This window comes from Bradyrhizobium sp. S3.3.6 (genome assembly GCF_040546905.1).
In the GTDB taxonomy this organism is placed as follows: domain Bacteria; phylum Pseudomonadota; class Alphaproteobacteria; order Rhizobiales; family Xanthobacteraceae; genus Bradyrhizobium; species Bradyrhizobium cytisi.
In genome coordinates, this window is sequence record NZ_JBEPOT010000003.1 from 320258 (window position 1) to 344411 (window position 24154).

Annotated in this window: 20 protein-coding genes and 3 pseudogenes; 9 read left to right on the top strand and 14 right to left on the bottom strand. The window is 62.1% G+C overall.

All coding sequences use genetic code 11. The features are described 5' to 3' along the window. Positions 1 to 75: 75 nt before the first annotated feature. The 5 genes from ABID59_RS10375 to ABID59_RS10395 all read right to left on the bottom strand — a co-directional run bounded on the left by ABID59_RS10375 (position 76) and on the right by ABID59_RS10395 (position 5963). Positions 76 to 1644, bottom strand: coding sequence for a GMC family oxidoreductase (locus tag ABID59_RS10375; protein WP_354083320.1), 1569 nt, complete (start codon positions 1642 to 1644; stop codon positions 76 to 78). Positions 1645 to 1684: 40 nt separating this feature from the next. Next, the gene (locus ABID59_RS10380; protein ID WP_354083321.1) at positions 1685 to 2542 is read right to left on the bottom strand and encodes a carbohydrate ABC transporter permease; all 858 of its coding nucleotides are present in this window, start codon (positions 2540 to 2542) and stop codon (positions 1685 to 1687) included. After that, positions 2539 to 3426, bottom strand: coding sequence for a carbohydrate ABC transporter permease (locus ABID59_RS10385; protein ID WP_354035362.1), 888 nt, complete (start codon positions 3424 to 3426; stop codon positions 2539 to 2541). The genes ABID59_RS10380 and ABID59_RS10385 overlap by 4 nt, the downstream gene beginning before the upstream one ends. A gap of 65 nt (positions 3427 to 3491) precedes the next feature. Next, complete coding sequence (locus tag ABID59_RS10390; RefSeq protein ID WP_354083322.1) at positions 3492 to 4727, bottom strand: extracellular solute-binding protein; 1236 nt, start codon at positions 4725 to 4727, stop codon at positions 3492 to 3494. 201 nt (positions 4728 to 4928) lie between these two features. Further along, on the bottom strand, positions 4929 to 5963 hold the full coding sequence (locus ABID59_RS10395) for a LacI family DNA-binding transcriptional regulator (protein ID WP_148756001.1): 1035 nt from the start codon (positions 5961 to 5963) through the stop codon (positions 4929 to 4931). A 131-nt stretch (positions 5964 to 6094) separates the two neighbouring features. Here ABID59_RS10395 and ABID59_RS10400 point away from each other — a divergent pair, with 131 nt between their 5' ends. From ABID59_RS10400 to ABID59_RS10415, 4 genes are read left to right on the top strand one after another with little or no spacing between them, the layout of a single operon-like run. Then, complete coding sequence (locus ABID59_RS10400; protein ID WP_354035359.1) at positions 6095 to 6877, top strand: glucosamine-6-phosphate deaminase; 783 nt, start codon at positions 6095 to 6097, stop codon at positions 6875 to 6877. Further along, positions 6874 to 8022: an N-acetylglucosamine-6-phosphate deacetylase gene (locus ABID59_RS10405; RefSeq protein WP_354083323.1), complete on the top strand. Its 1149-nt coding sequence runs from the start codon at positions 6874 to 6876 to the stop codon at positions 8020 to 8022. The genes ABID59_RS10400 and ABID59_RS10405 overlap by 4 nt, the downstream gene beginning before the upstream one ends. A 9-nt stretch (positions 8023 to 8031) precedes the next feature. Next, positions 8032 to 9081 carry a Gfo/Idh/MocA family protein gene (locus ABID59_RS10410; RefSeq protein WP_354083324.1) on the top strand — a complete coding sequence of 350 codons (1050 nt, stop codon included), beginning with the start codon at positions 8032 to 8034 and terminating at the stop codon, positions 9079 to 9081. Positions 9082 to 9091: 10 nt separating this feature from the next. After that, positions 9092 to 10081: a Gfo/Idh/MocA family protein gene (locus tag ABID59_RS10415; protein WP_354083325.1), complete on the top strand. Its 990-nt coding sequence runs from the start codon at positions 9092 to 9094 to the stop codon at positions 10079 to 10081. A 37-nt stretch (positions 10082 to 10118) separates the two neighbouring features. On the opposite strand, the gene ABID59_RS10420 is transcribed toward ABID59_RS10415, so the two are convergent. From ABID59_RS10420 to ABID59_RS10445, 6 genes are read right to left on the bottom strand one after another with little or no spacing between them, the layout of a single operon-like run. Next, a complete protein-coding gene (locus ABID59_RS10420) occupies positions 10119 to 11168 on the bottom strand; it encodes a LacI family DNA-binding transcriptional regulator (RefSeq protein WP_354083326.1) in 1050 nt (349 codons plus the stop codon). Next, entirely contained in the window at positions 11165 to 11809 is a 645-nt protein-coding gene (locus ABID59_RS10425; protein ID WP_354083327.1) for a ThuA domain-containing protein, read from the bottom strand. The genes ABID59_RS10420 and ABID59_RS10425 overlap by 4 nt, the downstream gene beginning before the upstream one ends. A gap of 10 nt (positions 11810 to 11819) precedes the next feature. After that, a complete protein-coding gene (locus tag ABID59_RS10430) occupies positions 11820 to 12917 on the bottom strand; it encodes a Gfo/Idh/MocA family protein (RefSeq protein WP_148755995.1) in 1098 nt (365 codons plus the stop codon). Between the two features lie 22 nt (positions 12918 to 12939). Next, positions 12940 to 13788: a carbohydrate ABC transporter permease gene (locus ABID59_RS10435; RefSeq protein WP_354083328.1), complete on the bottom strand. Its 849-nt coding sequence runs from the start codon at positions 13786 to 13788 to the stop codon at positions 12940 to 12942. Continuing rightward, a complete protein-coding gene (locus ABID59_RS10440; protein WP_148755993.1) occupies positions 13781 to 14722 on the bottom strand; it encodes a carbohydrate ABC transporter permease in 942 nt (313 codons plus the stop codon). The genes ABID59_RS10435 and ABID59_RS10440 overlap by 8 nt, the downstream gene beginning before the upstream one ends. Positions 14723 to 14724: 2 nt before the next feature. Continuing rightward, positions 14725 to 15984, bottom strand: coding sequence for an extracellular solute-binding protein (locus ABID59_RS10445; RefSeq protein ID WP_354083329.1), 1260 nt, complete (start codon positions 15982 to 15984; stop codon positions 14725 to 14727). A gap of 161 nt (positions 15985 to 16145) precedes the next feature. On the opposite strand from ABID59_RS10445, the gene ABID59_RS10450 reads away from it, so the two are divergent. The 5 genes and pseudogenes from ABID59_RS10450 (at position 16146) to ABID59_RS10470 (ending at position 19955) form a co-directional block, all read left to right on the top strand. Then, positions 16146 to 16904, top strand: coding sequence for an SDR family NAD(P)-dependent oxidoreductase (locus ABID59_RS10450; protein ID WP_354083330.1), 759 nt, complete (start codon positions 16146 to 16148; stop codon positions 16902 to 16904). 458 nt (positions 16905 to 17362) lie between these two features. Continuing rightward, entirely contained in the window at positions 17363 to 17767 is a 405-nt protein-coding gene (gene tnpA, locus ABID59_RS10455; RefSeq protein ID WP_354083331.1) for an IS66-like element accessory protein TnpA, read from the top strand. Next, a complete protein-coding gene (tnpB, locus tag ABID59_RS10460; RefSeq protein WP_354083333.1) occupies positions 17764 to 18111 on the top strand; it encodes an IS66 family insertion sequence element accessory protein TnpB in 348 nt (115 codons plus the stop codon). Before tnpA ends, tnpB begins: the two co-directional genes overlap by 4 nt. A gap of 69 nt (positions 18112 to 18180) precedes the next feature. After that, positions 18181 to 18543: pseudogene (locus tag ABID59_RS10465) on the top strand (transposase domain-containing protein); the annotation flags it as partial. A 632-nt stretch (positions 18544 to 19175) separates the two neighbouring features. Further along, positions 19176 to 19955, top strand: a complete 780-nt coding sequence (locus ABID59_RS10470) for a bestrophin-like domain (RefSeq protein ID WP_354083334.1) — start codon at positions 19176 to 19178, stop codon at positions 19953 to 19955. A 174-nt stretch (positions 19956 to 20129) separates the two neighbouring features. Here the strand turns inward: ABID59_RS10470 and ABID59_RS10475 are convergent. The 3 genes and pseudogenes from ABID59_RS10475 to ABID59_RS10485 form a co-directional block, all read right to left on the bottom strand. Beyond that, positions 20130 to 21763: pseudogene (locus ABID59_RS10475) on the bottom strand (arylsulfatase). A gap of 12 nt (positions 21764 to 21775) precedes the next feature. Continuing rightward, the gene (locus ABID59_RS10480) at positions 21776 to 22822 is read right to left on the bottom strand and encodes a formylglycine-generating enzyme family protein (protein WP_502916790.1); all 1047 of its coding nucleotides are present in this window, start codon (positions 22820 to 22822) and stop codon (positions 21776 to 21778) included. 107 nt (positions 22823 to 22929) lie between these two features. After that, positions 22930 to 23985, bottom strand: a pseudogene (locus ABID59_RS10485) (HAD family hydrolase). Positions 23986 to 24154 lie beyond the last annotated feature (169 nt).

A 24154-nucleotide genomic window follows, 5' to 3' on the forward strand; every position in this document is an offset into this window, starting at 1 on the left:
CTATGGCCGCGGTGTGGCTTTCAGATTGCTGTACTGTTTCTGCGGATTAAGTTTGATTGAGCCGCAACGTGCGTCTTATATTACGCCCTTCAACCGATCTGCCATGCGCTCAGCGATGGCGACCGTGGTCAAATGAGTGTTGGCGCGCGGCACTTCCGGCATGATCGAGGCATCGATCACGCGCAATCCCGTGCATCCGATCACCCGGCATTCGTGATCGACGACTGAACGTGCATCGTCCGGTGCGCCCATTCTGCAGGTGCCGCTGGCGTGCTGCGCGTCGCTGCACTCGGCGAACAGCCAATCATCCAACTCGGCGTCGCTGAACGGCTCGTCCATGGAGCGTCCGCTGGCGCCATAGTCGACGCGGCCAGCGATATCGGTTACCGCAGGCTGCAGGCAGATATCACGCAGGCGTCGGACGCCGTCGCGCAGGCGTTGGAGATCGCGAGGGTCGGACAGCATGCGCTCCTCGACCGCCGGATCGACCTCGGGGTCCGTCGTGACGATGCGAACGTAACCTTGGCTGAAAGCCTGATAGACGGAAACGGCGATCCGTCCCAGCGTGACATCGGCCATCGATTGCGACGAGCGCGCAAGATTGCCGGCGATCATGATCATGTCGTTGTCGCCGGCGCCTGCGAGGCCGGACGAGTAGCGCAGGCAGCAATTGGTGTGCCGGTGCATCAGCGTGCTGACCTGGCTGCCTTCGCGCAAATGCAGCAGCGCGTTCACGATCGGATGGTCCAGCAAATTCTCGCCCACCGGCAAGTCCGCGCGGATGGGGATGCCGAGCCTCTCCAACAGGGCGGCGGGCCCAATGCCGGAGCGCTGCAGGATGGCCGGCGAATGGATGGCGCCGGCGCAGAGGATAACGTCACGCGTCGCGCGGGGCGCGTAGGATCGATCGTTTACGCGAACCTGGACGCCGTTGGCGTGCAGCCGGTTGCCTTCGAAGGTAATGGTGTCGACCAGCGCGTGACCGACGATGTCGAGATTGGCGCGATCACGCGCCGGCTCCAGATAGCCGTCATTGGTGGAGATTCGTAAGCCGCCCTCGCTGTTGATGGCGTAGGGCGAGACGCCGGTGCCGGTTGGCGCGTTGTGATCCTCGCACCAGCCATAGCCAAGGCCAAGCGCCGACGCGCGCAGAGCGCGGTCGACGTTACCCCAATCCGGGATCGGAGCGCGATACACCGGGATCGGACCGCGATCGCCGTGATAGGGTGCGTCGGGGAAATTTCTGTCCGTTTCAAGCTTGCAGAAATAGGGCAGAAGGTGGTCCCACGACCAGCCAGTGCAGCCTGCAGCCGCCCAGCGGTCGATGTCGTCGGGAACGGCTCGGATTGCGATCTGGCCATTGATCGTCGAGCTGCCGCCCATGGCGCGGCCACGCCAGAGCAGCAGCGGCTGCTGCCGCTCGGTGCGTCGCGCCAACAGCTTCGGCCAGCGGAAGTCGTCGTCGCCGATGGCGCGCATGGGGTTCGGGATGCGAATGTGTTCCGGCGTGGTCGCGGTGCGGAGATCCCGCCCCGCCTCGAGCAGCAGCACACGACGCGATGGATCTTCGCTGAGGCGCGCGGCCAGCGTCGCTCCGGCAGAACCTCCGCCGATGATGATCGTATCGTATTCCTGTTCAATCACGTCCTGTGCGCTCCTGCGACGGCCCAATGGGACGTGGCGATCATTCCTTCAGACCCGTTCCAGCCACGCCACGCACGAAATTTCGGCGCATCAGCGAGAAGAATAGCGCGCTGGGAACGAGAGCAAGCGCCGCGGCCGCACTGAGATGACCGATATCCACCGTGAAGCCGGTCTGAAACAACGCCAGCCCAACTTCGAGCGTATAGGTATCCTTGTTGGTCGTCACGACGAGCGGCCAAGCAAACGCGGTCCAGGCCTGAAAGAACGCCAGCACGGCCAGCGCTCCCAACGGGCCCCGCATCAGCGGGAGCACAATCCGCAGGAAGATCCATCCCTCGCCTGCCCCATCCACCCGCGCGGCCTCCAGCAGCTCGTCGGGAATCGACGTCGTCACATATTGCCGCACCAGGAAGATGCCGAAGCTCATCACGAGATAACCGACCAGGAGTCCGGGCAGCGTGTTCAGCATGCCTGCAGCCTGAACGTTCAGGTAGAGCGGGATCATGTACACTTCAAAGGGAACGACCGATGTCGCGATAATGATGCCGAAGACGGCAGGGAACCAAGGCAGATCGAACTTGCCGAGCACGTAGCCGGCAATGGCGGAGGTGGTGACGATGCTGGCCGTCGAAATCCCTGCAAAGATGAGCGTATTGCCGATCCAATGAAGCAGTGGCGTTTCGTGCAGCACGCCGAGGATGTTCTCCAGCGTCGGCCGGTCCGGAATGATGGTTGGCGGCCAGGCCAGCAGCTCCGGCGGCGTCTTGAACGCGTTGCTGATCAGGAAGACGAGCGGCAGCAGCATCATCAGGCCGACAGCGAAAAGAACGACGTCGATCGCGAGGCCGGCAGGCGTGTTCCGATCAACATCGCTGGACGGATGGTCTGGATCGCTCACGCGCGGCTCCGATCCCGAAACAGCCTGAACTGCGCGCCGGTCAGGACGAGCACGATCACGAGAAGGACCACGGCTTCGGCCGCGGCATAGCCGACCCGGTAATTTCGAAAGCTGTTTTCGAGCATGTCGAGGACGAGGACGCGAACGAGATGCCCCGGCGCGCCCTGGACGTCCGAGGCCAGGACGAAGGCCTGCGCATAAATGTTATACGACGAGATCAGCGTGATCACCGACACGTACAGCATCACCGGTCTCAACAGAGGTATTGCGACGTAACGGAATGCCTGGAGAGCGGATGCGCCATCCAAGCGCGCCGCCTCGTACAGCGCCTCCGGAACGTTCTTCAATCCGACCAGAAAGATCAGGACCGCGTAGCCAATTGACTGCCAGGAGCACAGAACGATCAGACACACCAGCGATAAGGCAGGGTCGAACAACCAAGCCTGGGCCGGGATTCCGAACCATCCAATCAGGGCGTTGAGGGGCCCGAGCCGCGCATCGAAAATCCATTTCCAGGCCATCGCCGCCGGCACCAGCGACACGACATGCGGCAGGAAGATCGAGGTTTCGTAGAAGCCACTGCGCCGCAGCCCCTGCCGGCTGTTGATCAGCGCGGCGAGTGCCAACCCGACGGGGATCGTGATCACCAGCACGCCGAAGGCAACGATGGTGGTATTGAAGATCGCTTCGAGAAACAGCGGATCACTCATCAACTCGACAAAGTTGTCGAGTCCGACGAACGGCTTGCGCCGCGAGATGATGTTCCACTTGAACAGGCTGAGACGCAGTGTCTCGGCGATCGGATAGATCCGCAGGCAAGCGTAGAGGCCGAGAACCGGGAGCAGCGCCAGAACCGGAAATAGCCATTTCGGCTTGGAACGCATGGAGTCTCCCGGAGCGGCCGCCGGCTAGCGCTGCAACTGTGTGGTCGCGACCATCGGATGCGATCTCACGGTTTGGCCAGCAGATCTTCCCGGGCAAGGATCTTGTCGCTCTCCTCAGCCGCAGATTTCAGGAAAGCGTCGATGCCGGCATCGTTTCCTGCCAGCGATTTGTCGGTGAATGCCTTCTCGAGCCGGGCCGCGAGCCGGGTGAGGATTTCGCTCGCCGGACTGATCGCCGGAACGGTGAAGAAGACGTGGTCGGCGGGCGTGTTCACAAACGCGCCGAGCTGGGGGATCTTGCCGAGGACCACAGAGTAGTCGAGCCCCTTGCGATTGGGCACCCACGCCGTGTTCTCGAGCAGCCAAAGCAGATTCTCCGGCTCATTGGCCTTCTGAACGAAATCCCAGGCGATCTGGCTCTTCGGCCCCTTGTTGGGAACGTAGAGGTCCACCGGGACCATCAACGTTCCCTTCGGCAACGGCGCCGTCGCGTATTTGAGGTTAGGCGCCTTCTTGGCGACGTCGCCGATCACCCAGGACTCCCGGATGAACATCGCGGTCTGGCCGAGCTCGAAGGCTTCAGCGTCCGCCTTCATCTCAGGCGACACCGTCCGATAGGTCACGACGTTGTCGAGATACTGCTTGAGCGCATTGCGGCCGGCCTCGTTCGCATAGGCCGAGCGCCACTTCCCGCCCTTCTCCTCCAGCAACGTCCCGCCGAAATTATAGAGGATCGTCCAGTACTTCTCGGCGATACCTGAACCACCACCGCTGAGACGCAGGCTCCAGCCGCTCACCGTCGGCGCACCGGACGCGTCACGCTGGACAAGCTTCTGCGCATAGGCCGTATAGTCCGCCATCGTCTTGGGCGGCGAATTAAGGCCGGCCTTGGCAAACATGTCGGTGTTGTAGAACAGCGCGCCCTGCCCCTGGAACAACGGGACGCCGTAGATCTTGCCCTCATAAGTGGCGGTCTTCACGCGCGTCATGTCGTAATTGGCTTTGACGAACTCCACGATCGAGGCCGGCGGCTCCGGAATCAGGCCGGCCTCCAGATATCGCGCCGCCTCGACCTCCATCTCGATGACGTCTCCGGCCGCGCCGGATGGAAGCGACAGCGCCAGCCGCTTCTCATGCTCACGCAAGGCGATTGCCTCGACGCTGATGTCGAGATCGGGATACTTCGCCTTCAGCTGGTCGCCGACGCGCTTATAGAATGGGACGAGGTCGGGCCAGCCGCTCCAGATGGTCAGCTTCTCCGCTGACGCCGGCGACGCCAGCATTGGCAGGGCAACAGCCACTGCCAGCAATCCAGCAGCCGACAACCATGTATGACGCTTCTTCCCGGGAGAGGCTGGATATCCGAACGTGCCAACCGATGTCGCGATGAAGGCCATGTCCCCGCTCCCAGAACTACATAAATCCCGACCAAAGGCTGTCATGCAACCGGTTGCGTGTCAATTGCGATCCGTTGCCGCTTTCGAAGGCTATTGACCAAATCGTCAGCGGCTTTTTCGTTTCGCCGGCGCCGGGCCGGTGCTCGCGCGAACGACGAGATGAGAGTTCAGCTTGTGGCGGATTTCGCCCGACGCGCCACCGCTCATCTGGCTGAGCAGGAGGCCGACCGCGACGTCGCCGGCATCGGCGCAGCGCGCCGACACTGTCGTGAGCTGCGGGTAAGTGGTTTCGCCGAGGACATCATCGCAGCCGACGACGCTGAACGATCTGGGCACGTCGACGTCGAGGGCAGCAAGCCCCGCCAGCAAACCCTGGGCAACGAGATCGTCAAACGCGATGGCCGCGGTCACCCCGCTGGCGACGATCGGGGCGGCGGCAAGCCGGCCGGTGTCGTAGGACGGCGGGCGGGCCGGAATGGCGATCACCTTGAGCCCGCGCTTCGCCGCCTCCTTCCGGACGGCATTGCGCCGCTGCTGGTTGGACCATGACGTTGTGGGGCCGCTGACATAGGCGATGTGCCGATGCCCGAGCTCGGCAAGATGTGCGATCGCGGCTGCAACGCCTGGTGCTGTGTCGATCAAGACCCGCGTAATTCCCTCGATATCGCGATTGATCAGCACCAACGGACGGCGCGCCGCATAGATCCGGATTTGCGCTTCGTCCAGGCGGGACGAGGCGAGGACAAGTCCTTCCACCTGGCCGATAAAGCGGCCGAGCAGCAACTCCTCACGGGCGGGATCCTCGTCCGAATTGCCCAGAAAGACGCACAGTCCCGCCCTGTCGGCATGAAGCTGGGCCGCTCTGATCAAAGGTGGAAAGAACGGATTCGCAACGTCGGAGACAATGAGCGCGACATTGCCATGCCGCCCGGTCGAAAGTGCGCGCGCGACCTGGTTGGGCACATATCCCAGCTTGTCGGCGACAGCCTTGACGCGCCGGACGGTCTCCTCGCTCAGCATTCCCGGGCGCGTGAAGGCGCGCGATACGGTTGCACGCGAGACCCCGGAGATCTTTGCGACCTGACTGATGGTCGGCGCGATCTTGGCACGCTGCTCCCTGCCGTCGGAATCGCGTTTCACCGGGGGCGTCTCCTATGCGGGATCTCGATACTACACATGCCTTGATCGTCGCCGGGGCGCAAGCTTGACATGCAACCGATTGCATTACATCCTCGATCGCACGGAGTGACAGGCCCCGGCAAGAACCACGGATGAGCATGATGGCTTCGGTCGCTCCAGGGATCGCGATATCAGAGACGCGGGATGCGATGGGCCGGGCTGCGGCTTTGGACATCGCAGCCGCGCTGCGCGATCGCCTCGCGCGGCAAGACAGGGTGAGGATGGTGTTCGCCGCCGCTCCGAGCCAGGCAGAGATGCTGGACGCGTTGGCAGCAGAGCGCGATGTCGATTGGCGACGCGTGATCGCGTTCCACATGGACGAATACCTCGGGCTTCCGGCGCACGCACCCGAGCGCTTCGGAGTGTGGCTGACCCGCCATTTCTTCTCGCGCGTCCCTCTGGGCGCCGCCCATTTGATCGGACAAGAATTAGATCCGGACCACGAGGCGGCGCGCTACACCGCCCTTCTGGCCGAGGCCCCGATCGACATCGTGTGCCTCGGCATCGGCGTCAACGGGCATCTGGCGTTCAACGATCCGCCCGTCGCGGATTTGCTCGACACCAGGCAGGTCAAGATCGTCGAGCTCGACGCGATCTGCCGTCAGCAGCAGGTTGACGACAAGTGCTTTGCGACTCTGGGCGACGTTCCGACACACGCGATCACCCTGACGATTCCCCGATTGCTGGACGCTCATCAGCTTTTTTGCGTAGTGCCCGGCGCGGCCAAGCGCGCCGCCGTCGAGCAGTCCCTGTACGGCCCGATAGGTGCTGCCTGTCCGGCGAGCGCATTGCGTACGCATCCGCGATGCACGTTGTATCTCGACCGTGATTCCGCACCACTACGGCTTTCACTGCAAGCACCGGCACGCGCATGAGCGTGGTTACGACGCAGGTCTGGGGTCGCGATCCGGAGACCGGGCAACCTCGCACGATCACATTTATGGATGGCCATATTTCAGACATCGCCCCCGGCGGCCCTGATGACGGGCATTGGTTGTCGCTCGGACTGTTCGATCTGCAATTGAACGGCTTCGGCGGCCATGACCTCAATGGCGGCACCGATCCGCAGACGGTTCGCGATCTCACCCTCGCCGTCCATGGCAGCGGCGTTTCGCGTTTTGCTCCGACGTTGATCACGGCATCACGCGCTGCGCTCATCGATGCGTTGAAGGCGATCGCACAGGCGCGCGACAGCGATCCGCTGGTCAGGCACGCGATCCCCTTCGTCCATGTTGAAGGGCCCCATATCGCACCGGAGGACGGTCCTCGCGGCGCGCACCCGGCCGAACACGTCAGACCACTGGATCTCGCTGAGTTCGACGCCTGGCAAGCCGCCAGCGGAAACCTCGTCGGCCTGGTGACCTTGTCACCGCACTGGCCGGAGACGGCCGACTATGTGCGAGGGCTTCGCTCGCGCGGAGTTCATGTCGCGCTCGGCCATACCAATGCTACGACAGCTCAGATCTCCGCCGCGGTCGAGGCTGGAGCGATGTTGTCGACGCACCTTGGCAACGGCATCGCGGCCCAGCTGCCGCGGCACCCCAATCCGATCTGGACGCAGCTGGCGGAAGACCGGCTCTGGGCGAGCTTCATCGCCGATGGCCACCACCTCCCGCCCGAGACCTTCAAGGCCATGCTGCGCGCAAAGGGCCTCGAACGATCCATGCTGGTTTCGGACGCCGTCGCGCTCGCGGGCTGTCCACCCGCGATCTACGACATGCCTGTGGGCGGACGCGTCGAACTCAAAGCGAATGGCCGGCTGGAAGTCGTCGGCACGCCGTTTCTGGCGGGCGCAGCAGCCGGCCTTCCGTTCGGGGTCGCGACGGCCAGGCGAGTGGCCGGCTTGACGCTGGCCGAGGCACTCCGGCTGGCAACGATCAATCCACGCACACCATTCCAGCTGCCAGCTCTGACAGTCGGCGCGCCGGCGGATCTGCTTCGATTTCGTCTCGGAGACGACGGGTCCATCATTCCCGAGACCGTCTATGTCGCTGGTCAACCCTTTCCAGCCAAGCATTGAGGAATTGAGATGAACCAACTTCGCATCGGGTTGGTCGGTCCAGGGGCGATCGGTGAAACACACGCGCGGGCGATCAGGGCGCTCGACGAGACAGTTTTGGCCGCTGTCGCCGGCGGTACCCCCGAGCAGATTGCCGCATGCATCGACGGCGCGCCTGTTCCGGCATTTGCAACCACCGACGCCATGCTGGCCGGTGCAGACATCGACGCCGTCGTTGTCTGCACTCCGAGCGGCGCTCATCATGACGCAGCACTTGCCGCCATCAGGTCCGGACGACATGTGCTGGTCGAGAAACCCCTCTGCGTCGATCCCGCCGAGGCCGCATCGCTGGTCCGTGCGGCCGAGAGCTCGCAGCTGACCTGCGGCGTGGTCTCGCAGCGCCGGCTCGAACCGCAACATTTGGCGATCAAGAAGCTGCTCGATGCAGGCAGCCTCGGACAACCGCGTCTGATCGAGGCGGCGATCCACTGGTATCGTTCCGACGCATATTATGCGGAGAAGCCATGGCGCGCCGAGGCCGATCACGGCGGCGGCTCGCTCTTCAACCAGGGCGTCCACAATCTGGATCTGATGCTTTGGCTGTTCGGACCAGTGGCGAGTGTTCAGGGCAAGACGGCGACGCTAGGACACGTTCACGCGATCGAGGACACGACGGCGGCGCTACTGTCCTTCGCATCCGGCCCCCTCGGCGTGATCGTGACGAGCACGGCACTGCCGCCGGGACGGCCGGCCATGCTGCGCCTGTTCACCGATCGGGGCAGCTGCGAGCTTGCACACGACCGCATCGTCTGCTGGGATTTTCCCGATATCCCGCAGCCGGCGAGCGCGACGGGACCAGGAAGTGCCGCCAACGATCCCAAGGCGATCGGAATCGAGGGGCATATCGCGCAATGGCGCGACTTCGTCCAGGCGGTCCGGGAGCGACGGGCACCCGCCACTCCGTTCAGGGATGGATTCGAGGCTACGCGCGTCGTCACCGCGATCTATCGCTCGGCCGCAGAAGGCCGGGCCGTCACCCCCAACGACGTCTTGCCGGAGATGGCCCTCGATGCCAGGTGATGCCTCTTCCATGCTCGACATTGCCATCATTGGTGCGGCTCATCCGCATGTCGAATACGTGCTCTCGGAGATCGCTGTCAGGACCGACGTCAGGATCGCTGCGGTCGCCGATCACGATGCCGCGCGCCTCACCGAGCTCGAGCGACGCACGCAATCTCCCGGCTATGCTGACCCGATCGCATTGCTGGAGGCGCACAAGGTCCAGGCCGTGGCTGTTTTCACTGAGTTCGGTCTTCGAGCGCCGATCGTGGCCGAACTGCTGCGCCGGAATATTTTTGCGATCGTCGACAAGCCGATGGCGGTGACGCTTCCCCAGCTCGCCCTGATTGAGAACGCCCTTGCCGGGCGCAACCTGCTGACGCTTCTGCTCGAGAAGCGCTTCTATCCGGTCACACTCGCGCTCCGCTCGGTTCTCGAAAGCGGCGAATTGGGAGACATCGTATCGATCAACTCGACCGGGCCGCACAAGCTCGTGCCAAGCCGTCGTCCGGCATGGATGTTCGAGCCATCGACCTATGGCGGCATCCTCGCCGACCTGACGGTCCACGACATCGATCTTGCACTTTGGCTGACAGGGCACACCAGCGGCACGATCAGCGGCTGGGTCTCGCCCACTCCGGCTGCCGGCACGACGAGCTTTCCCGCTTTGGGACGCGCCATCCTCGCATGCGACAACGGCCCGCAATTTTCGATCGAAGTGGACTGGATTCAGCCGGAAGCTTCTCCCCGCCATGGCGATTATGCCATGCGGATCTCAGGGACACGCGGGCGCGCGGACGTTCTCTTCGCGGAAAACAGGCTCCTCGTTGAAACGGCGACACGCCCTCGACGCGACGTCGACCTTCCCCCGGGCGCCCCGCCTGCCGCCTTCGCTTTCGATCACCTCGCGCGCGGCGAAGCCCTGCAGATTTCGGCGAAGGATGCCCTGCGCGCCACGCGCATCGCGATCCTCGCCGAGGAAAGTGCGAAGCAAGGCGGCAAACCCATACGGTGGGGTTGAGGCGCAAGACCAGGAGTTGCCGCGACGATGCCCGACGTTACGGCAGATTATCCCGCAGAAAAATGTCGATGCGGATGCGCTCCTGATCGGGGCTGATCGGCTCGCCGGAACAATGCGCGAGCAGGACGCGCGCCGCAGACCGTGCCTCATGGCCCGGGTCCTGGTTGATGATGGCATCGAGGGTGCCGCGGACCAGGAAACGCCGCGTGTACTGCGTCAGCTCATGGGTGATCCAGACCACCTCGCGCGCGCGGCCGGAGGCCTCGAGCGCATCGGCGATGCCACGGTTTCCAGCACCGCAGCAATAGATGCCGCGGAGATCGGCATGACGCGCGAGCAACGCCGCGGTGAGCTGGCGCGTTCGCTCGCTGTCGTCGCGACCCTCGATGACCGGTAGCGCGCGCAGGTTCGGATACTCGCTAGACAGGATCTGGTGGAAGCCGAACTGCCGCTCGGTGTGATCGCGCAGCGACAACGATCCCGCGATCACGGCGACCGTCCCCTCGCGCCCGGCCAGGAAACGTCCCATCAGCGTCGAGGCAGTCCGCCCGGCTGCCGGGTTGTCGATACCGACATAATGCAGGCGGCGCGAGCTCGGCGCGTCCGACACAAGGGTCACCACGGCGACCTCGCGCGCGATGAGCTCGTCGATCGCGGCACGCACCCTTGGATGGTCGAGCGCGATGACGGCGACGCCCTGATAGGCCGGCGACAGGTTTTCCAGCGCGCCGGCCAGCACATCCGGATCGAACACGTCGACATGGAGGATATCGATGAAGCCGCGCTGGCCGGCGAGCCAGTCCGCGGTGCGCTGGACCTGCTCGGTCAGGTTGGTCATGAAGCTGTTGCTGCCGGATGGCAGCACGAAGGCGAAGCGAAAACTCTGCCCGCGTGCGAGCCGTGCGGCCGCCACGTCCGCGCGGTAGCCGAGCTTGGCGACGGCGGCCTCGACACGCGCGACGGTCTTGGCGCGCACGCCGTCGCGCCGGTTGACAACGCGATCGACGGTGGCAAGCGAAACGCCCGCCGCACGTGCGACGTCCTCCAGCGTGGCGCGAACCGCCGGCTGCGTCGCGCCAGCTGTCATTCGCGCGCCGCCCACAGCATGCCGCGGGTCATCAACGTCCGGATCTCCGGTACGTCGAGCTCGTAGGCGCGGTGGCCGAGCGAGGAATAGAACACCCTGCCCGCGCCGTATCGCTTCTTCCAGACCACCGGCATCGCCACGCCGTCGATCCAGGATGCGTGCTCGCCGGTAAAGGTCGTCGTTGCCAACACCTCGATGGCGGGGTCGACATGCATGTAGTACTGCTCGGAACGATGCTCGAAGCTCTTCAGGCCCTTCATGACGGGATCATCAGGCTTCGTCACGTCGACCTTGTAGTCGATGATATTGCCGGGATGCGCGACCCATTGCCCGCCGCACAGGAACTGATAGTCGACGGACTCGCGGAACGCATCGCACATGCCGCCATGATGGCCGGCGAGCCCGACGCCGCCACGCACCGCCGCGCAGAGATTGAGCGCGTCCGCCTTCTCGATCTCCGACATGGTGTAGATCGGGATGATCAACGAGAGATCATGGATCGCAGGATCGCCGAATGCCTCCGTCGTCGTTTCAATCCGGACCTCGAAGCCTTCCGCCTTCAGCCAGCCGCGGATCATTGAGGCACAGAGATCGGGATCGTGTCCCGGCCAGCCACCCCATACAATCAATGCCTTGCGCATGGTCATTCCCTCAGTCGATCTGTCCGGTTTCACGCCCGGCCGGCAGCATCGCCGGCCGCTCGACGCGGTTCTCGATCTTGATGCGCCGCCCTTCGTCGGCGGAGGTCTGGAACGCCTCCATCACCTCCAGCACGTGGAAGGCAAGCGCACCGCTGGCACGATGCGGCCGGTTGTTCAGGATCGCGGAGGCCATGTCGGCGACGCCGATGGAACGGAATTCGCCCTCGACATGACCGTGTGTCAACGGCACCGTCTCCCATTCGCCGCCGGTCTTCGCGACCTGCACCTCGCCGCCGAAGCGGTTCGGGTCCGGCACCACCATGCTGCCCTTGTCGCCGAATATCTCGATCGGCGCGTGCCGGTGCTTCGGCACATCGAAGCTCATCGCGATCGAGACGACCGCGCCGCTCTCGAATTCGAGCGTGCCCGCGACATGGGTCGAAACCTCGACCGGGATCAAGGTGCCGTTCATCGGCTGGCTGGTGACCAGACGTTCGGATTTCGGGCGCGCGGTCGAGCCCATCACACTCGCCACCGGGCCAAGCAGCTGCACGAGATCGGTGATGTAATACGGCCCCATGTCGAGCATCGGTCCGCCGCCGCGCAAGTAATAAAATCCCGGCGCCGGATGCCAGCGCTCGTGGCCGGGACAGCCGAAGAAGGCGCTGCCTGCCACCGGCGTGCCGATAGCGCCGTCGTCGATCAGCTTGCGCGCGGTCTGGTGCCCACCGCCGAGGAACGTGTCGGGCGCGCAGCCGACGCGAAGGCCCTTCTGCGCGGCGAGGTCCATCACCTTGCGGGCCTCCGCGACGTTGATGCCGAGCGGCTTCTCGGAATGGACATGCTTGCCGGCATTCAGCACCGCGAGACTGACGTCGGTGTGGGCAAGCGGCACGGTGAGATTGATGACGATCTCGACGTCGTCGCGCTTGAGCAGCTGGTCGACCCGCATCGCCGGCAGCCCGAAGGCGGCACCCTGACGCTCGGCCGCGTCGCTGCGCATGTCGGCGAGCGCCTTGATCTCCATGACCGGAAAGCGCTGGGCCGCTTTCAGATAGGCGGTGCTGATATTGCCGCAGCCGATGATTCCGACGCCGACTTTTCTCATTGTGATCTCCGTGAGGTACCGTTCATCCCTTGACCGCGCCTGCAGTGAGGCCGGCGACGATGTGCTTCTGTGCCAGCAGGAACAGAATGATCGTCGGCAGGATGGTGAGGGTGATGAAGGCCAGGATCAGGTGCCACTCGGACGAATACTCGCCCTGGTAAACCATGATGCCGAGCGGCCAGGGATAGAGCGCATCGGTGTTGAGCATCACCAGCGGCAGCAGATAGGCGTTCCAGCTGTTGACGAAGGTGATGGTGCCGACGGTCGCCAGGATCGGCCGCGACAGCGGCAGCGTCACGTAGCGGAAGAATTTGACATAGCTGCAGCCATCGACCAGCGCCGCTTCGAGCAGCTCATGAGGGATGTCCCTAAAGAAGCGCCGCAGCAGCAGCACGCTCATGGCAAGGCTGAAGGCCACCTGCGGCAGCGCGACGCCGAAGTAAGTATCGAGCAGTCCGAGATCGCGCACCTTGATGAACAACGGCAGTACGGCGGTCGCCGCCGGAAACAGCAGGCCGAGCGTCAGGTAGCTCAGCAGCATCGACGAGCCGTAGAACTTGACATGGGCGAAGGTGAACGCCGCCATCGAGGCTGTGATCAGGGTCAATGTCACCGTGAGCGTCGAGATGATCAGCGAGTTGCGCAAGAGCTGCCAGTAACGGCCGGAGAACAGGATGTCGGCATAATTCTGCCATTCCCAGTGCGCGGGCCAGCCGAATGGATTGACGCGCAATTCGCCGAGCGATTTGAAGCCGCCGAGCAAGGTCGCGAGCAGCGGCACCAGCACGAAGACGGCGACAGCCGTGAGGAACGCCGCCTTGAACAGCACGGCGGGATCGAACGGCGCGCGGGTGGTCTCGGCACTACTCATCGCGCATGAACCATCGCTTGTAGGTGAAGGCAAAGGTCACGCAGATCACGAACAGGATGACGCCGATGGCGCTGCCATAGCCGACCCGCATGCGCGAGATGCCGTTGTTGTAGAGGAAGCTCACCATCGTGTTGGAGGAATCCGCAGGCCCCCCGCGCGTCAGCGGCATGACGAGATCGAACAGCTGCAGCGAGCCGACGACGGCGAAGAACACGGAGAGCCGGATCGTCGGATAGAGCAAGGGGATGACGACATGGCGCAGGGCTTGCGAGCGCGTTGCGCCGTCGATCCGCGCCGCCTCGATCAGGCTCTTGTCGAGGCTCTGGAGCGCCGCGATGAACAGCATCATGTGGAAGCCAAAATACTTCCAGACGATCACGATCAGCACCGCCAGCATCGCGGTGTCGGTCGAGGCCAGCAGATGCGGCGCCTCGGCGCCGAACGTGCGCCAGATCGAGGCAACCAGTCCGTAGTCTCCGTCGTAAACAAACGAGAAGATCAACCCGGTCGCGATCTCGGCCAGGATGTAGGGCATGAAGAACAGCATGCGCAGCGCCACCGCGCCACGAAAGCGCTCGGCGAGCATCAGGGCCAGCGTGAGCGCCAGCGGCAGCTGGACCGCGAGCGAGACTGCGATGATCAGTCCGTTGTTGCGCAGCGCGAGCCAGAAAGCGCGTGTCTCCAGCACGAAGCGGTAATTGTCGAAGCCGATCCAGTTGGTCGGCCGGCCGAATCCATTCCAGTTGAAGCCCGAATACCAGGCCGCCTCGCCGATCGGCAGAACCACGAATAGCGTGAACAGCAGCAATGCCGGCGGCAGGAACAGGATCAGGACGGTGAAGCGTCCGTCCCAGCTCGGGCCGCGGGTCGTGGCCTGCGGGACCGTCTCGCCGGTAACGCCCACCGCCGACACGATCGCGATCCGCCGCGTCATCGTCAGTTGCCCTGCTTCCGCGCCGCTTCGATCGCTTTGGCTGCGTCCTGCGGGCTCATGCTGCCACCGGCGATCTCCGCCGTGACATCGTTGACGACGCGACCGACCGAGGGGCCGAGGCTCTGGTCATAGAAGTTCTGGTGGTAGTTCGACTTCGCGAGATTGGCCGCGATCAGCTTCATGAAGGCGTTGTTGAGGCCGGCGTCCGCGCCCTGGACCACGGGGATAATGTAGTTGCCCGCCGCAAGCCGCGTCTGCACGTCCTTCGAGACGAAGTACTTCAGGAAATCGACCGCTTCCTTGGGGGAGTCCTTGGTGATCAGCCAGCCGGTGATGCCGCCCAGCGTATCCGTCGGCGCGCCCTTGCCGCCCGCGACGACCGGAAAATCGAACCAGCAGATCTTGCCTTCGCTCAATCCGACCTTGTCGGCGGCAAGCGCGCGCTGCAAATTATAGACGGTCGAGATCGCGAGCGTCATCGCGGCCTTGCCGTCGCCGAAATAGCCGACGGCCTGCGGGTTCTTGAAGCCGAGAAAACCGTTCTGGAACGGCTGGAGATCAACGAGCTGCTTGAACAGCTCGCCGGATTTCTGGAAGGTTTCGCCGGCAAAGCCACCATTCTCGCCGCGCAGCGCCGCATCGAAGGCCGCCTTGCCGCCGACGCGCACTGCAAGATGCGTCCAGTAGAAGTGCAGCGGCCATTTGTCGGCGCCACCGACCACGATCGGCGTGACACCAGCTGCCTTCAGCGTCTTCACGGCGGCAAGCAGATCGTCCCAGGTCTTGATCCCGGCGGGATCGACCTTCGCCTTGGCCATCAGGTCCTTGTTGCAGAGGAAGCCGACCTGCGACAGCGCGACGGGCAGTCCATAGACGCGGCCATTGCTGGTGAATGCGGCGAGCGCTGCCGGCGTGAGACTATCGCTGTAGCCCTTCACCTGATCGGTGATGTCGTCGAGGACCCCGGCCTCGATCTGCGTCTTCAGGACCCCGCCGGCCCAGCTGTAAATGATGTTCGGCCGATCCTTGGATTGCAGGATGGTGGGCAGCTTGGCCTTATAGGCCTCGTTCTCGAGGAACTGCATCTCGACCTTGACGCCCGGATGCGACGCCTCATAGCTGCGCGCGACCTCCTCCCAGATCTTCACCTGGGCCGGGTTGACCTCGATGTGCAGCCATTTCACCGTGGTGTCGGCTGCGGCGACGTTGGCGCCAAGCAGGCATGCGGCCGCGGCGAGTCCCAGCTTCCCGAGCAGTCTCATCACATCCTCCCAACCGGCTTTTATTCTTGCTGTAATCCTGCCTTCAATTTTTGAGGTACGCAACTGAAAATCTGACCTATGCACCTCACGGAAGGAATGGCTAAGGTCTGGAAAAGAATCGGGGCGGCCCGTCGCGTTGCCCAAAACAAGCTGAGGTGCCCATGGCTGCCACCTATTCCGACCTCGCCGGCAAGGTCGTGCTCGTCACCGGAGGTGCAGCGGGAATTGGCGCTGCGATCGTGCGGCGCTTCGCGGAGCAGAAATCCAAGGTCGTGTTCTTCGACATCAAGGTCGACGAAGGCCTGCGCTTGGCGCGCGACCTGTCCGATCAGGGACTGGCTGCGCATTTCCAGCACGTCGACCTGACCGACATCCCCGCACTGCGCGCCGGCGTGGCGGAGGCACGCAAGGTGCACGGCGCGATCAACATCCTGATCAACAACGCCGCCCATGACGAACGGCACAACACCGAGGAGATGACGCCGGAATATTGGGACGACCGCGTCGCGGTAAATCTGAAACACCAATTCTTTGCATCGCAAGCCGTCCTGCCGGATATGAAGGCTGCGAACGCCGGGGCCATCATCAATTTCGGCTCGGTGTCGTGGATCGCCGGACAAGGCGGCATGGCCGCCTACACCGCCAGCAAATCAGGCGTGATCGGACTGACGCGCTCGCTGGCGCGTGACTACGGTCCCTACAATGTCCGCGTGAACGCGATCGCGCCGGGTTGGATCATGACCGACCGCCAGCTCGAGAAATGGATGACGCCGGCGGGCGAGATCGAACTTCAGCAGCGACAGTGCCTGAAGCGCAGGCTGGTGCCGGACGAGGTCGCGAAATTCACCGTCTTCCTCGCCTCCGACGAGGCCTCTGCCTGCACCTCCCAGCACTATATCGTCGATGGTGGCTGGGTGTGATGCTTGCGCCGTTGTCGGGCTACTCCGCGCGATAGTGCTGCTGCCAACGCAGCAGGTAAGCCTGCAATCGCTGGAACAACGCGGCGGGCTAGCGCAACACCGACCACTGAGGGTGTAATTCTCAAAGGTTTGACCGATTGAGCCTCAACGCGCGGTCGAACGTTCTCTCACCGTTCTACGCGATCCCGTCGTAAGTCTTTGGAATGCTTGGTGGGCGCACCAGGGCTCGAACCTGGGACCCGCTGATTAAGAGTCAGCCACGGGTTGAGAAAAATCAATAACTTACGAGTCGCACACTGAGGCTTGTCCGACAGAGAATGGGCATTCGTCGCACGATCATGATCGTTCGTTGGACTGTTGTGGTCAGTTGTCGGATCATCCCGAGTCGTCTGCATATCCGTCTCCCTCCGGTGAGGGCCGCCTTGTCAGGTTAAGACGAGTGCTGTGTAACAGCCCTTATGGACATCGATAAGTGCAGTGCTCAGGTCGAACGGTTCGAGGTAGTTGAGACTGGCCGGCGTCGTCGATGGAGCGACGATGAGAAGCTCAAGATCGTCTTGGAGAGTTTGCAGACCCCACGGCCCGTCTCATCGACAGCGCGGCGATACGGCATCTCGCGCTCGCTGCTGTTGACTTGGCGGCGATCGTTTGGGGCCCGGGCGAGCGGTGATGAAGAGGCTCGGCCCAGCTTTGTCCCGGCGATGGTGATGCCGGATCCGCCGCCGGTGCAGTCGACAGCTCTAGCGACGTCGGCAAGCGGACGCATGGAGATTGTCTCCGGCAAAGCTTATCGAGTGATCGGGGATGCCGGCGTCGATATGACCGCGTTGTCTCGCGTGTTGGATCTGCTGGAGCGGCGATGATCCCGATCGCAGCAGGGGCGAGAATCTGGATCGCAACCGGTCACACTGACATGCGCAAACGCATGCAGGGCCTGGCGTTGCTGGTGCAGGAGGGCCTCGGGCGAGATCCCTTTGCCGGCGACGTTTTTGTGTTCCGTGGTCGTGCCGGCACCCTAATCAAGGCGCTTTGGCACGACGGGGTCGGGCTGTCGCTCTACGCCAAGCGGCTGGACCGTGGCCGCTTCATCTGGCCGGCGACGGTGGACGGTGTTGTGTCGCTGACCGCAGCTCAGATGGGCTATTTGCTGGAGGCGATCGACTGGCGCAACCCACAACACAGCTGGCGGCCGCAGAGCGCCGGATAGGTTACTCAAGAATCCCGTGAGATTGCAAAAAGTACGCGCCAAATCGTGGCTTTTGTGATTCATCGGTGCATGGGTGATAGTCCCAGGAAGCTGCCGGAAGACATTGAGGCGCTGCAGGCGGCGTTGCTGGCAACGCGTGCCGAACTCGCCAACGTTCGCGCCCAACAGTCTGATGACCAGGCGCTGATCGCTCACCTGAAGCTGCAGATCGAAAAGCTGAACCGTGATCGTTATGGCCCTCGCTCGGAGCGTACCGCGCGGCTGTTGGATCAGCTCGAACTAACGCTGGAGGAGCTCGAGGCCTCAGCGACCGAGGATGAACTGGCCGCCGAAATGTCTGCGGCCAAGACCACGAAGGTGGCGTCGTTCACGCGCAAGCGACCATCGCGCCAGCCGCTCCCGGAGCATCTGCCTCGCGAGCGGGTGATCGTCGGCAAAAGGGAAAACCGCCTGACATGCCGATGGATCATCAAGACTGAAAACTCGGAGCGATGCCATTCTGTTGCTCAAATAGCAAATGCCCTCTGGTCGGCCAACTTCTTCTAAAAATGACGAGCGTCCGAAGGACCTAACTTTCAAAAAAGGCAATGTGCTCCGGGCGATCCGAATTCGGAGTTGTATTCTAGACTAGCTCTGCCACAACTTGTGATCAACGTGCGATTATTTGAGTTAGATCAATGTGCCGATTGTGACACGGCAGCTCCGCTCCATCTACTTGCGCTTACAGAGACAATTCGCAAACCGCAATTCGTCGCGGTGCCTGGAAACACGCGGCGCGCCCAAACGCCCAAGAGAAACAGCATGGGCGGTTCGTCCCGACTTTGCAATGCGGGGCCCGGACACCGGGAACGGCGTTGGTTGCCGCCCGAGGGCGACCGACGGCAAGGCAGAAAATGTTACGTTTCGTTGAAGGAAATTCTCTGATTTCTGCCGAAATCGCATAGCGTGGCCAGCAAACGACTGATCGAATAGTGCGCGTTAGCTTGGGCGCCGCACGTGTGCGTTCGAGCGAATTGGGTCTCGATGGTCAAGTAAATCGAATGTCCGATCAAGCGACCTAGTCGATGGACAATCTTACACACTATCCATTACTACTTTTTATGGCCGCCTTCGTCGGGCTGTGGCTCGGTGCAGCGGCGGGCTCATGGCTCCGCCGACGAGGGCCAGAGGTCAACGAGGAGCAAACCGAGGATCTTGGCATCGTTCTCGGGGCCACATTGACGCTATTGGCATTGATCATCGGCTTCAGCGTTTCCATGGCCAGCAGCCGCTACGAACAGCGCAAGGGTCTCGAAGAAGCCGAAGCCAATGCGATTGGAACCGAACTGTTGCGCGCGGATCTTTTACCCTCAGAAGATGCCGCAAACGTGCGGAGGCTTCTTGGCGCTTACCTCGACCAGCGGATATTGTTCTTCCTCAATCGAGATGAGGCCCGACAAACCGAGATCGATCAGTCGACTGGCCAGCTGCAAACTGATTTGTGGGCGTCGGTCCGCAGGTCGGCGAGCACGCAACCAACTCCCATTACGGCGCTGGTGCTCGCCGGCATGAACGATGTGATAAATTCGCAGGGCTATACACAGGCGGCGTTCTGGAATCGAATCCCGCGCGCGACCTGGTGGCTCATGGTAGCCATCGCACTGTGCTCCAACGTGCTTTTCGGATATAGGTCGCGGAATCGCAAGGCAGTGAGAACTATCGATCTTGTGTTGCCATTTGTCGTCTCGACGGCCTTCCTTCTGATAGCTGACATTGACGCGCCGCGGCATGGCTTAATTCACGTCATACCCCAGAACCTGCAGAGCCTAGCCAACTCACTTGGGCACGCGGAAGTGCGGCCGTAGCTTTCGCTTCTTTGCTGGGCGGCCTCCATTGTGGCCGCCGCTTCCGCTCAATTCTTCCAAGATCTGCGAGCTGGTGAAGCTCGCCGCTTTCTAGCGCGGCGGGTATTCCTTGAATGTTGCAAGGCGGTTGTCTTGAGACATCGCCCCCGGGTCGGGGCGATGTCCGATTTGCCGCTACTTCGCGATTGCTGCTCTGGCCGCCTCGATCTTTGCCTTTACGGCCTCAAGATTGAAGCTCGCTCCCCTTTGCATCGGTGGAAATTCGATCGCAGTCATCGCAAGCTTCTCGACATACTGCTGAACAAACACGAAGGGCCAAAATTCGTATTTGAACCAGTCGAAATATTGCTGCGCTCCCTCTTTGGTCCCGGCATTGGGCCAGCCGGTGCGCTCGAAGGGATCGAGGCGAAGGTTGGTCAGGTAAGGTACATCAGGCTTGGTTTTTTCACCCAACCAGCCCCCAGGCTGGTCGATGAAGCGATACTTCATGTCGTCGATGCGCACGGCACCCAACTCGCTCTCGCCGAAGTAAAAGATTTCATGCCGGTTCGACGGCCCCTTCCCTGTAATCATGTCCATCTGGTTATAGCCGTCCAGATGGCACTTGTAGGTGGTGTCACCGATCTGTTTGCCCTTCTTCAGCTCTTCGGGATGTTCGGGTTACCGGCCGCCGCGAGAAACGTCGGAAACCAGTCCAGACCGGAGATGATACCGTTCTCAACCTTGCCCGCCGGCACCTTGCCGGGCCAGCGGATCATGCACGGCACACGGAACCCGCCTTCCAAAACCGTGCCCTTGCTCTGAGCGAATGGCGTCTGTCCGCCGTCCGGCCAAGTGAAGACCTCGGTGCCGTTGTCAGTGGTGAACACCACGATGGTGTTGTCGTCGACGCCCAGGTCTTTGAGTTTCTGCATGACGATTCCGACGTCGTCGTCGAGCTGCGCCATGCCGGCTTCATGGATGGTCCACCCGTTCTTGGAATTGCGCAACGCTTCGTATTTCGGCGACAGATGCGTGACGATGTGCATGCGAGTCGGATTGAGCCACACGAAGAACGGCTTGTTATCGGTCTTGGCCTTGTCGATGAACTTTAGCGCGAGGTCGCGGATTTTATCGTCCACGGTTTCCATTCGTTTGGGATAGAGCGTGCCCGCGTCCTCGATCTTCTGCTTGCCAATTTTGCCCCAGCGCGGATCCACGGTGGGATCGTCAACATTGGTCGCATACGAATGGATCATGTTGCGTGGACCTACGGAATTCAGCAGCTCCTGCGGATAGGCGGGATGTGCTGGGTCCTCCATCGCGTCGAGGTGATAAAGGTAGCCAAAAACTTCATCGAAGCCGTGCACGGTCGGCAGAAATTCGTTTTTGTCGCCAAGATGGTTCTTGCCGAACTGGCCGGTAGCATAGCCCATATCTTTCAGGGCGGTGGCGATGGTCGCGGCCTGTGCGGGTATGCCTGTGGGAGCGCCAGCCTGTCCAACCGTCGTCATGCCAGTGCGGATCGGCAGCTCGCCGGTAATGAAATTGGCGCGGCCCGCCGTGCAGCTGGCTTCGGCATAGTAGTCGGTGAACAGCATGCCCTCGGCCGCGAGCTTATCGAGATTCGGCGTTCGGCCCGCCATCATGCCGCGGTGGTAGGCGCCGAGATTCCACATGCCGATGTCGTCACCCATGATGACAACGATGTTGGGCCGTTGCCCGCCCGACGCGGCCGCCGTTGCTGGTTGCTGTGCTTGTGCAAGACTTGTCAGTCCGGCAGCCGAAAGCGCCGAAGCTGCAACGAGAGAACTACCGCTCAGGAGCAGATCGCGGCGCTTTCAACCCTGAGCTGGATGGCGCAGTGCCGGTGTCGGACTTTTCTGAACTCTTGTCGCTGCCCATGACGCACTCCTTTTTCTGACGATGCAACGGAAACCGACGTGGCTGGCCGACGTATCGATCGGTTCGGCGTGACGCGCGGCCGGACGATAGCGGCGGCAATAGTTTGGAGCGCAAAGATGCGAGCCGCCCTTAAGCACCTTGCGTGGAATCCTGATTTTCGAATCTCGGGGGTCGTAACTTGCCGCCTCGGGACCACCGCGGGGATTTTCCGGAATGCAACACGCCTTCGGCGCATCGGCCTCGTGTCTCGGCGAGTACCAATCGTCGGTCCACTCCCAAACATTGCCGATCATATCGTGCACGCCGTATTGGTTGGCCGGGAACGCTGTAACCGGCGACGTCCGCTCGTATCCGTCAGTGACCAAATTTTCGTGCGGAAAATTGCCTTGCCAGGTGTTCGCCATATGCATGCCACCGGGCATCAGTTCGTCGCCCCACGCGAACTCCGCGCCGTCCAAGCCATTGCGCGCAGCGAATTCCCACTCGGCCTCGGTCGGCATTTCCTTGCCAGCCCATTTTGCGTACGCTTCGACGTCGCAATAGGCGACGTGCACGACCGGATGGTCGTCGAGCCCACGAAGGTTACTGTGCGGTCCGTAGGGACGGCGCCAATTCGCGCCAAATTTGAACGTCCACCATTCGTGCGAGTGGCGCAAATCCACGAAATGCCCCGGCGGCATAAAGACAAGTGAGCCGGCCTTGAGCATGTGGGGCAACGCTCCAGGATAGTCCTTCGCGTCGGGCGTCAGTTCGGCAAAAGTGACATAGCCGGTCGCGTTGATGAACTCACGGAACTGGCGATTCGTGACGGACGTCCGGTCCATCCAGAAGCCGTCCACGGTAACCCGGTGAACCGGCGCCTCCTCCGGATAGTGCTTGTCCGATCCCATGCGAAAGGTCCCGCCGGGAATATAAACCATGCCCTCGTCTGCCGGATGGTCGACGATCGGCTTTGGAAAGCATTTCATGCTGTCGAAGTTCATCTGAGATCTCGGCCGGCTAAGGGAAGTCGTTGTCGCTATCCTGCCGAGTTGCAGGATTTCGCACTATGCAATTTCGGCAAAACTACCTTCCGGGAAAAATGGTTGGCTCAGGCCCGTCGATTTTCGTCCTCACTCGAAGCAAAAATTCGTTTCCAGTCATTCTTCATATCGACCACCGTCCATCCGTTCACTGCCGCGGCGTCCAGCGCCACGTCCAGTTTCCCGAAATGTGATTGCCGGTCGTAGGCATATTCGCGCTCGGCGTCGGTATAGTGGACGATCAGGCCGAACCGGGCGCCGGAGGCGAGCGTCGTCCATTGCAGCATTTCGAGATCTCCATCAGAGTTGCCGAAGGCTGCTATTGGGCGAAGACCGATATGCTCGTTGATATCAATCGGCTTACCGGCTTTGTCATTGACGAAGTTAACTTCGGAAGGCGGAATAGAACAGGGGCGCCGTCACGCATCTCATATCGGGTCTTGATCGAAGATCCGACCACCTGTTCCGGGAGGAACGCCGTAAACGGCCTCCGTCCACGGCCGCATGAACTCGATGCCACCACCTGACACGATAAAAGTCTTGAAGCCGTTCGCCCGCAAGAAGGCGAGCAATTCCAGCATCGGCTGGTACACTAACTCGGTGTAAAGCCGTTTAAAGCGCCGGTCTCGCGCGTTGGCGAGCCAGTCAGTAACGATCTTCTCAAACTCCGCCGTCGTCATGCCGGCATGCGTGACCGCGACCAGTTCGGCCACGCCCTTCTCACCGGAAGCAGCGAGCGCATTCAGATCACCGTCCAGCACTGCTGCGAAGGGCTGCTTGTCCTTCCATTCCGGATGCATCGGAGCCAGGCTTTTCACGCGGTCGAGCACAAAGGCGAGTTGCACATACATTGGTTGCTCGACCCAAAGCGAGCCATCATTGTCAAAGGTTGCAATACGCTGTTGGGGCGGCACGAAATGCGGACCGTCATGATCTGTGACGCGCTTCACGAAATCGAGGATAGATAACTTTGTCGGGCCGTCATTCCAGGATGGCAGGGCATCGAGCTGCGCTTGTGCCAATGCTGGCCCGAAGTGAAGTGAAGCCGAAACCAACGGGAGCGCCGCCAGAGACGAGAGAATGGCGCGGCGATCCAGTCGAAGGGATCCGGTGAAAGGCTTCATGAGCGTCTCCATTTGTTCAGCAAGAACTGGAAGCTCGACCGTTCGCCTTGGAAAAGCATCCGGTGCTGTCGAACAAACCCCGGTCAGCTTGATGGGAGCATGTGACAACGATTGTGCTGGGTAGCGGGCCTGTGCGCTATGCGCTTTCGGCAGCAATCTTTTGTGCTCA